This window comes from Phytobacter sp. V91, assembly GCF_965644225.1.
Lineage (GTDB): Bacteria > Pseudomonadota > Gammaproteobacteria > Enterobacterales > Enterobacteriaceae > CBFFRJ01.
In genome coordinates this window covers 20,610-30,367 of record NZ_CBFFRJ010000019.1, presented here as the reverse complement: position 1 = coordinate 30,367, position 9,758 = coordinate 20,610, and the positions used below count along the sequence as shown (strand labels likewise).

Sequence of the window (9,758 nt, the reverse complement as noted above, 5' to 3'; positions counted from 1 at the left end):
TCATCTTTCAGTCAACTGATGATTAGCGGAGATTGTTCGTGACCAAAACCTCTTCCTCACTGCCGTACTGGTTGGCGCTCGGCCTGCTTGCCAGCGCCTCCTCTGCGCTGGCAGAACCCTGGGATGCGAAGACCTGGAACCCTAAGCCGGATGACGAAGATGTCGTCTTACCTATGCCGTGCGAAGGTTCAATGGCTTTTCGTCGGGTGGAGATCCCCATGGCAGGCCCGCTCGATGATATGCCCATTACCCTGGGCCAGGACGGTGGCGACTGGGGCGTCATCGAGCATAGTTATCCGGCCTTTATTGCCGGCAGTTTCACCGAGGCCAAAAAAGGTAAGGGACGTTATTACCTGATAGCAAAATATGAGCTGACCGACCTGCAATATAAGGCATTGATGGAAGGCACCTGCCCGACGCCGTCAAAGATGCTTACCTTACCTGTTACCGGAAAAAGCTGGTTTGATGCGGTCACCGCCGCCGATAAATACAACCAGTGGCTGCGGACTAATGCCCTGGATAAGCTGCCGAAAGAGGACGATAAGCCCGGCTTTTTACGCCTGCCGACCGAGGTGGAGTGGGAGTTTGCCGCGCGCGGCGGCCTGAAAGTAAACAGCGCTGAGTTTCGCGATCTGCATTACCCCATGGATGATATGAAAAACTTTGAATGGTATTCAGGGGCGCAGTCCTCCAATGGCAAAGTGCAGGTGATTGGCCGCCTGAACCCGAATCCGCTTGGCCTGTATGACATGCTGGGTAATGTCTCAGAGATGATGTTCACCCCCTTTTACCTCAACAAGTTAAACCGCCTGCATGGCCAGGCCGGTGGCTATGTGGTGCGCGGCGGCAGCATTATCTCTGGCCCGGAGGAAATTCGCAGCGCGGCGCGTAAAGAGGTGAATTACTACGACAACGCCACCCCTTTCACCAGTAAAACCACCGGCATGCGGCTGGTGCTGGTGGCCCCCACCATCACCTCGACAAATAAAGTGAAGCAGCTCGAAAAAAGCTGGGAAACCCTGGGAGCGGAAAGCCCGGCCAGCGAAAAGAAAGCCGAAGAAGCAAAAGACACCGCCAAAGCGCTGGGTAGTCTGGCCTCAAATGTCGATGATGCGGCCCTCAAGCAGAAACTGAAAGAGCTGGAAAATCAGCTACGCGCCAGCAACCAGAAGCAGCAGGAAGAACGCGATCAGTCAGTTCGCGCCAGCCTGAATTTAGGCTCCTTCCTGTGCACCAAGTTGCAGGATGACGGCCGCTTCCTTGATTTCTTAAATCATAACTATGAGCTGCTGTGTAAGGACAAAGACGCCAGCGATGCCAATTGCGCGACCCGCAAAACCAAGCTTGGCGAGCAGTCTGACCGACTCCAGCAGCTAACGGGTTACTACGCCAGCAGCCTGGTGGATTCGGCAACCCTGTACGGGCAGGAGGGGCTGAAACGCGAGGTCTCGGTGTTTGAGCAAATGCTGACCATCAACAAACGCCTCACCGGCCTGAAGCCTTTCCTCGCGGCCCACTGGCAGAACCAGCAGAAGTACCTGGAAAACGGCAAGATTGATACCGCAGGCTGGCTGGAGACCTGCAAACAAACGAACGCAGGCAAGTAAGACGCCTGCCACAACCAGAAAAGGAAATGCCATGAAACGGACAGCGAAAATATTACTTATCAGTCTGCTGTCAGGCCTGGGCTGGGGGTCCGCCGCGCATGCTGAAGAACCACGTTATATCAGTATTCGCAATACCGACAGCGCCTGGATACAGGGGCAGTGCTCTTTGGTTTTCAGGCTGGATAATGGCGGCAGTGGAGAATTCAGCGCCCTTTCCCTCACCCTTCAGCTGAAGGACAAGGCGGGCCACACATTGGGCGAAGGGACGCTGAATGTCGCGCCTTTTGGCGACAGTGACGCCACCCGCTCCGTTGACGCCGCGACCGAGTTTGACTGCGATGCGGTAGAGAAAGCCAGCACGATAACCATCAGCGCCGCCAGCGAACTACGCGGCGGTAACAAGCAGGTTAAGCTGCCGCTCTCCACCTTCGATCCGCAGTATTACAAGCCGTTAAAGATAGCAGTCGGCAAGCCGTAATCGCGGGACGGGCAGTCCGGCTTTAAGCGATGCCCGTGTTCCCCTCACTCAGCAGCGCCTGAGTGAGGGAAACAAATGACGCCAGGGCCGGGTTGTGGTTGTCTTTTCGCCACACCAGCACCTGGACAATCGTCGGGCTTTGCGCAATAGCTCTGTACTCGACGTCGGCATAATTCAACTTTTTCACTGATTCCGGCACCAGCGCCGACCCTAATCCTTCAGCCACAAAACTGACGATAGTTTGCTGTAGGTGGGTTTCCAGCCGGTAATAAGGTTCGACCCCGTTGCTGCGCAAAAAAATATCGATGGTTTCCCGAAGCACCGGCGCCACTGCCTGAGGGGTGACAATAAGCGGTTCATTGCGTAAATCAGCCGCCACAATCTGCTGACGCCCTGCCAGAGGATGATGTCGGTTCACCGCCAGACAAAGCCGCTCCTGGCGCAGCGGCAGGCTGTTTACCCGCACCGTCTCATTGCTCTGAAAAGTCACCCCTGCATCATATTCGCCGTCGAGTACGGCCTGGAGTAATACGCCCGGCGTGGCTTCATGCAGCAGCAGCTTCACCTGTGGATAGTCGGTGACCATTCGCCGCGTCAGTTCAGGGATCGTCGTCCAGGCCGCATGCATCATAAACCCCACGGACAACGTCCCTCTCTCGCCTTTGGCTGTCTGCTGCGCATTGCGGCAGGCCTGCTGGTAAGCGCTGATAATGGCTTTCGCATCCTGATAAAACCCCTCCCCGGCCAGGGTAAGGGTCACGCCCAGGTGATGACGCTCAAACAATGTCACCCCCAGTCGCTCTTCCAGGGCGGCAATCTGTCGGCTTAACGGGGGCTGGGTAATATTCAGTAGCCCGGCAGCCCGGCCGAAATTGCGCGTTTCAGCCAGCGTGATGAAATAGTGCAACTGGCGAAAGTCAGCCATCATGTTGATACCTTAAAGGTATGAAGATAAGCATTTAAAGGCATTAGATTATATAGAGCGCGACGGATAGAGTGTGCTTTTTTTACCACCGTCATCAATAACAGTCATCGCGCTATGCTCTCAACACTGAATGTCGTTCTGCCAATCTTTGCCCTGATACTGACCGGATGGCTGGCCCGCAGATTAAGGATCCTTGGGGAAAATGCCCTGTCTGAACTTAATCGCTTCGTTGTCTATCTTGCGTTGCCGGCACTGCTTTTCGATATCATCGCCAATGCAAAATGGAGCGATCTGGCGCAACCGGCGTTTATCCTGGCCTTTTCTGGCGGCATGTTTGCCATTTTTGTTCTCATCCTGGTCATTCAACTTCGCCGCACACGCCATCTTGCCGATGCGGCGATCGATGCCCTGAACGGCAGTTATGCCAATACCGGCTTTATTGGATTTCCGTTAATACTGGTGTTTTTAGGCCACGAGGCGCTGGCACCGACGCTGGTGGCCACTATTCTGACGGTATCGGCCCTGTTTGGGGTCGGCATCATCATGATTGAAATGGGGCTACAGGGAGAGGTCAAACGGCGGATTATTATCGTCAAAGTGGCAAAATCACTGGTGCGCAACCCTCTGCTGGTCTCTCCGGTACTGGCGCTGGTCGTTCCGCTCTCGGGGGCCAGCGTACCAGGCTCAGTCAATGTGTTTCTCAAACTGCTGGGCGGCGCGGCATCGCCGTGCGCATTAATCGCCTTAGGGCTTTTCCTCGCCGGGAAGTCCGTCGACAGAGCCAAAAATCAAAACGTCACCGTGACCCTGCTGGTGGTGCTCAAACTTATTTTGCAGCCCTTAATCACCTGGGGACTGGCCGTTGCGCTTCATTTGCCGCCGATGCTGACGCACACCGCCGTATTACTGGCGGCATTACCCACCGGTACCGGCCCTTTTATGCTGGCTGAGTTTTATCGCCGTGAAGCAGGCACGACCTCCCGCTGTGTGCTGATGTCCACAGTGGTGTCGTTATTCACCCTCTCTTTTTACCTGTCGTTCATTGGGCTATAACTGAGGTGAATGAGTCGAATCATTCCTGATGACTAACGGGGCAAATTGCCCCCCTTACTTCAGGAAATACTTTTACATTGATCACACTTTTCAACTGAAAGTTAACAAAAAACCATAGGGTCATTGACTCGCCATGAAAGAAATCTATAGTTCCAGCCGTAGTTCAAAGCTTGTTACCGTTCGGCGGGCAAAACATAAATACAGCCAGAGGAGACTCTGTGGCTGCGTTTACGTTTTGCCCGTTTTGCTTTCTGGAGTTGGCGATGCTGATAAAACAGATCCTGAATAATAATGTCGTCAGTGTTTCCGATGCCAGCGGCGCTGAATGCATCCTGACCGGGCGAGGTCTGGGATTCAATGCCAAAGTCGGGGATGTGGTGAATGAGCGTAACGTTGAGAAAACCTTCCGCCTGGACGATAACACGATCGCCGATCGGTTTAAGGTTTTACTCAATGAGGTTCCGGTTGAAGTCATTCAACTGACCGATGACATCATCACCCTTGCCAGAAACACCTTAAGCCATGCGGTCAGCGACGTGCTGTATGTTTCCCTCGCTGACCACCTTCATTTTGCCCTGAAACGGCATCTTGAAGGGCAGGAAATCCATAACCCGCTGGAGTGGGAAGTTCGCCAGTTATACCGCAAAGAGTATCTGGTCGGGCGACAGGCGCTGGCGCTGATCGCCTCCCGTACCGGGCAACTGCTCCCGGATGCCGAAGCATGCAGCATTGCGTTGCATATTGTGAATGCGTCGGTGAACGTCCCTGACGGGCAGGTTATGGAAATGACGCGCCTTATTTTTCAGATACAGAATATTGTTAAGTATTGGTTTGCAGTCAGCATCGATGAACAGAGCCTGAATTATCAGCGTTTTGTTATGCATCTGAAATTTTTTGCCCAGCGCGTTATGGCCGGTGAAATTTTGAATAATGATGATGCAGAACTCTTTGAGCAGATGCCGAAGCGTTATGAAAAAACCCTGGGCTGTGTGCAGGCGATCAGTGAATTTGTCGCCAAAAACTACAGCCATACCATGAGTAGTTCAGAGAAGTTATACCTGACGGTGCATATCGGGAACGTGATTAACCGTCAAAGCAATTCCATATAGGCTTGTTACTGTTTAATCAGGCAAACCCCAGAGGAAGCAACCTGTCCGGTGAAAACCGGCAATTGTGAACAGGCATTTTATTGCCTTTATTCTGGAGAATCAGACCGTGGATTATCAACACACTGCGCGCCGAATTATTGAGCTTGTTGGCGGCGCTTCTAATATTAATTCCGCTTTTCACTGTATTACCCGCTTAAGGTTTAGTCTCAAAGATAATGACAAACCAGACCGGGACGCGCTGATGCAGGTCGATGGCGTGATGGGCGTTAATCTTTCCGGCGATCAGTTCCAGGTCATCATCGGCAATAAGGTCACCCAGGTATTACATGCGATACAGGATGAAATACCGTCTCTGGGATCCGCCAACGCCGCAGCGCAAGAACCGGAGACAAAAAGAAAAAATCCGGTCTCTCTCGCCTTCGAGATTATTTCCGGCATTTTCTCGCCCATTATTCCGGCAATTGCGGGCGCGGGTATTCTGAAAGGTTTGCTGTCGCTGTTTATTACCTTTGGCTGGGTGACCGCGACCAATCAGACTTATCAAATAATGACGGTCATCAGCGATGGCGTGTTTTATTTTATGCCGATGGTTCTGGCATTCAGCGCCGGTCTGAAATTCGGCGCTAACCCCTATCTCTCGGTAGCGCTGGCCGCCACCCTGTTTCATCCAACGCTCTCCACATTGTTCCGCTCGGGAGAGCCGGTGGCCTTTGCTGGCCTGACCGTCTCCGTGGTCTCTTATGCCAACTCGGTGATTCCGATCATTCTTTCCGTTTGGGTGTTGAGCTTCGTCGAGCGTTTCTTTAACCGCATTATCCCGACGTCTGTCCGAATGATGTTTTCCCCGCTGCTCAGTCTGATGATTGTGGCCCCGGTGATGCTGATTCTGATTGGCCCGGCCGGTATTTTTGCCGGTAATGCGCTCTCAGGCGGCATTATCTGGCTGGTTGAAAATATGGGTCCACTGGCGGGTATTATCGTCGGCGGCACGCTGTCGCTGATGATTATTACCGGCATGCACTATGTGCTGGTGCCGATTATGATCAACAACATTACCCGCCTGGGGTTTGACCCCATCAAGCCGATGTTTTTTGTCGCCAATTTTGGTCAGGCCGGAGCCGCTTTTGGCGTGTTCCTGCGTTCGCGGAATAAAAAAACCAAATCGCTGGCGCTCTCCACCTCCTTCAGCGCCCTGATGGGCGTTTCCGAACCCGCTATGTACGGCGTAAACATTCGCCTGAAAAAGCCCTTTGCCGCGGCACTTATTGGCGGTGCGCTGGGGGGCTGCCTGGCCATGACCATGGGCGTGAAGGCTTATGCCTACGCTCTGAGCGGTCTCTCTGGTCTGCCTGCGCTGGCTGGCGCTGGCTTTGGCTGGGCGCTGGCGAGTATGGCGCTGGCCTTTGCCGCCGCGACCCTGCTCACCCTGGTGCTTGGGTTTGAGGAAAATCAGGAAAGCAGCCCTGCTGGAGCGGGTGAATCGACGGCGATGGGATCTCCTGCTGTCACGCTACAGCCGCAAAGCGGAAATCTGCCCTCTCAGGCTAAGACCCGCCACGCAGAGACTCAGCTCTTTGCCCCTGCAGACGGGCAGCTCACCCCGCTGAGTGAGCTGAGCGATCCGGTTTTTGCCGACGAAGTCTTTGGCAAAGGAGTGGCGATTGTACCGGTCAACGGCGAGCTGCTGTCGCCGGTTAATGGCCAGGTCGGCTCTGTTTTTGCCACCAATCACGCCATCACGCTGGAAAGTGAATCCGGGACCGAAGTGCTTATCCATATTGGGATCGATACCGTCAAACTGAATGGCCGGGGCTTTACCCGCCATGTTGAGGACGGGCAAACCGTGACCGTTGGGCAACCGCTTATCAGTTTCGACCTTGATGCCCTGCATGCGGAGAACATCGATCCCAGCATCATTGTGATTGTGACCAATACCGAAAACTACGGCGATATCAGCCCAATTTCTCATGAACGTGTGGAAGCACGCGCGCCATTTTTGCAACTGACAGCCGTGGCTGTGTAAGGGGGAGTTAGTGACTTTTTCTAAATCATTTCCGCAAGACTTTTTGTGGGGCGGTGCAACCGCCGCCAACCAACTGGAAGGGGCACATGATGTTGACGGCAAAGGGCTGTCTGCTTCCGATGTGTTTATTTTTGATAACACCGCGCCCAAAGAACGCTGGCTCGATCAGTGGGCAGGGATGACCCACGCCCAGGTCGCCGAAGCACAAAACCCGGACAGTAAAAAATACTACCCCAAACGCCGGGGCAACGATTTCTATCATCATTATGAAGAAGATATCGCCCTGTTTGCCGAGATGGGTTTTAAATGTTTTCGCATGTCGATTGCCTTGACACGCCTGTTCCCACGCGGGGATGAAACCACGCCGAATGAAGCCGGTCTGGCCTTTTACGATCGTGTTTTTGATACCTTACGTCGCCACAATATCGAACCGGTGGTGTCTTTGTCGCACTATGAGATGCCGCTGACGCTGGTCACCGAGTACGGCGGCTGGCCAAACCGCCAGATTATTGATTTTTACCTGCGCTTTGCCACGACCGTGTTCCAGCGTTATCGCAAAAAAGTGAAATACTGGATGACCTTCAACGAGATCAACTGCGTGAAGCACCATCCCTATGTCAGCGTGGGGGTCATTGAAGAGGATCACCCGGCCCTGGAACAGGCGAAATATCAGGGGGCGCACCATCAGTTTGTCGCCAGCGCGCTGGCCACCAAAGCCTGCCATGAGATTATCCCCGGCTCACAGGTAGGCTGTATGATCAGCTACCAGATCCTCTACCCGCACACCTGCCATCCGGACGATCTTCAGGCATGTGAAGAAGCCCAGCGCGTGTCGCTGTTCTTCAGCGACGTTCAGGCTCGCGGCGCCTATCCGGCCTGGTCGGACAGAATGTTTGCCGCAAAAGGGGTGGTTCTGGAGAAAGCGCGCGGCGATGACGAGATCCTGCGCCAGTACCCGGTAGACTTTGTGTCGTTCAGCTATTACATGTCCAGCACCATCAGCGCACATCCGCAGAAGCTGCAGGGCGTGAAAGGCAACCTGATCACCGGCGGGATCCGTAACCCACATCTGCCGGAGAGTGACTGGGGATGGCAAATCGACCCGCAAGGGCTGCGCCTGGCGCTGAATCAACTGTATGACCGTTATCAGAAACCACTGTTTGTGGCAGAAAACGGGCTGGGCGCTGTCGATGTGCCAGACAGCGAAGGCATGGTTCAGGACGATTATCGTATCGATTATTTACGTCTGCATATTGAGCAAATGCAGGAGGCGATTGCCGATGGCGTAAACCTGTTCGGTTACACCTGGTGGGGACCTATCGATATGATCAGCGCCAGTACGTCGCAAATGTCCAAGCGCTATGGGTTTATCTATGTCGATCAGGATGATATGGGCAACGGAACGCTCAAACGTGCGCGCAAGAAGAGTTTTGGCTGGTATAAAAAGGTCATCGCCTCAAACGGTGAAGACCTGAGCTAAATGATCGAGTAAAGGGCAGATATTCTGCCCTTTACTGTCTTCGCTTCTCAGGATGGCTGCCTGGATAAAAATCTCAGGGTTCTGACAGGGTCACCACGACTTTTCCCTTAGCATGCCCTTGCGCCAGATAGTCCAGCGCCGCTTTGCTGTCAGCAAAAGGAAAAACGCTATCAATCACCGGCCTGATATGACCTGCGTCGATCAGCCCGGCAATCTCTGCCAGTTGTTGACCATCGGCACGAATAAACAGAAATGAATAATCAATCTGATGTTTTTCCGCCAGCTTCATCATGCGTCTGCTGAGCAACCCGATGATGCCGCGCAGCAGAAAATTCATTCCCCGCTGGCGGGCAAAGGCCGCATCGAGCGGGCCAGTCAGCGAGATAAGCTTGCCCTGTGGTTTGAGTATTCTCAGCGCTTTTTCATTGCCGTCGCCTCTGACCGTACCCAACACGATATCGTAGTGACTGAGAACATCGGCAAACTGCTGCTGCCGGTAATCAATCACCTCATCGGCACCCAGAGCTTTTACCCACCCGGCATTGGCAGCACTGGTGGTTGTCGCCACCGTTGCACCAAGATATTTCGCCAGTTGAATGGCTACGGAGCCTATTCCACCGGAACCGGCAGGAATAAAGACGTTATCTCCGGGGCTAAGGGTGGTGCGTTCAGTAAACGCCTGCCATGAGGTCAGCGCCACCATCGGCAAAGATGCGGCCTGCACGAAATCCAGTCGTTCAGGTTTTAACGCTGCCGCATGCTCCGGCACCGCCACATATTCAGCCAGTGAACCCGCCTGTGAATCGAATACACTGGCAAATACGGCATCGCCCGCTTTAAACCGCGTGACCGCAGAGCCGGTTTCTACCACCACGCCCGCAAGATCGCTTCCCATCACCGCAGGTAACCGGAATTTGAGCACCGGCTTAAACATCCCTTTTGGGATCATGGTGTCAATGGGATTCAACCCCACGGCATGCACCTGCACCAGGATTTCGTCTGCCCCTATGGTCGGGCGGGGAATACTGTCAAAATCGAGGCTCTTCAGGCCACCATAGCCCTTAAGCAGCAAGGCTTTCATCG

Annotated in this window: 8 protein-coding genes; 6 read left to right on the top strand and 2 right to left on the bottom strand. The window is 53.9% G+C overall.

Annotated features, from left to right (window positions below; all coding sequences use genetic code 11):
* Window positions 1-38: 38 nt before the first annotated feature.
* Both ACSZO4_RS06045 and ACSZO4_RS06040 read left to right on the top strand, forming a co-directional pair.
* Window positions 39-1,607 carry an SUMF1/EgtB/PvdO family nonheme iron enzyme gene (locus tag ACSZO4_RS06045; protein ID WP_437887963.1) on the top strand — a complete coding sequence of 523 codons (1,569 nt, stop codon included), beginning with the start codon at window positions 39-41 and terminating at the stop codon, window positions 1,605-1,607.
* A 31-nt stretch (window positions 1,608-1,638) separates the two neighbouring features.
* Complete coding sequence (locus tag ACSZO4_RS06040; RefSeq protein ID WP_437887962.1) at window positions 1,639-2,085, top strand: IrmA family protein; 447 nt, start codon at window positions 1,639-1,641, stop codon at window positions 2,083-2,085.
* A gap of 22 nt (window positions 2,086-2,107) precedes the next feature.
* On the opposite strand, the gene ACSZO4_RS06035 is transcribed toward ACSZO4_RS06040, so the two are convergent.
* Window positions 2,108-3,013, bottom strand: coding sequence for a LysR family transcriptional regulator (locus ACSZO4_RS06035; RefSeq protein WP_437887961.1), 906 nt, complete (start codon window positions 3,011-3,013; stop codon window positions 2,108-2,110).
* Window positions 3,014-3,124: 111 nt separating this feature from the next.
* On the opposite strand from ACSZO4_RS06035, the gene ACSZO4_RS06030 reads away from it, so the two are divergent.
* The 4 genes from ACSZO4_RS06030 to ACSZO4_RS06015 all read left to right on the top strand — a co-directional run bounded on the left by ACSZO4_RS06030 (window position 3,125) and on the right by ACSZO4_RS06015 (window position 8,675).
* A complete protein-coding gene (locus ACSZO4_RS06030) occupies window positions 3,125-4,063 on the top strand; it encodes an AEC family transporter (RefSeq protein ID WP_437887960.1) in 939 nt (312 codons plus the stop codon).
* A gap of 263 nt (window positions 4,064-4,326) precedes the next feature.
* Window positions 4,327-5,172, top strand: coding sequence for a BglG family transcription antiterminator LicT (licT, locus tag ACSZO4_RS06025; RefSeq protein ID WP_437887983.1), 846 nt, complete (start codon window positions 4,327-4,329; stop codon window positions 5,170-5,172).
* 106 nt (window positions 5,173-5,278) lie between these two features.
* Window positions 5,279-7,195 (top strand): beta-glucoside-specific PTS transporter subunit IIABC, encoded by a 1,917-nt coding sequence (locus tag ACSZO4_RS06020; RefSeq protein WP_437887982.1) that lies wholly within the window; start codon window positions 5,279-5,281, stop codon window positions 7,193-7,195.
* A gap of 10 nt (window positions 7,196-7,205) precedes the next feature.
* Window positions 7,206-8,675, top strand: coding sequence for a glycoside hydrolase family 1 protein (locus tag ACSZO4_RS06015; protein ID WP_437887959.1), 1,470 nt, complete (start codon window positions 7,206-7,208; stop codon window positions 8,673-8,675).
* Window positions 8,676-8,748: 73 nt separating this feature from the next.
* Here the strand turns inward: ACSZO4_RS06015 and ACSZO4_RS06010 are convergent, their stop codons facing one another.
* Window positions 8,749-9,756 carry an NADP-dependent oxidoreductase gene (locus tag ACSZO4_RS06010; protein WP_437887981.1) on the bottom strand — a complete coding sequence of 336 codons (1,008 nt, stop codon included), beginning with the start codon at window positions 9,754-9,756 and terminating at the stop codon, window positions 8,749-8,751.
* Window positions 9,757-9,758: the final 2 nt, after the last annotated feature.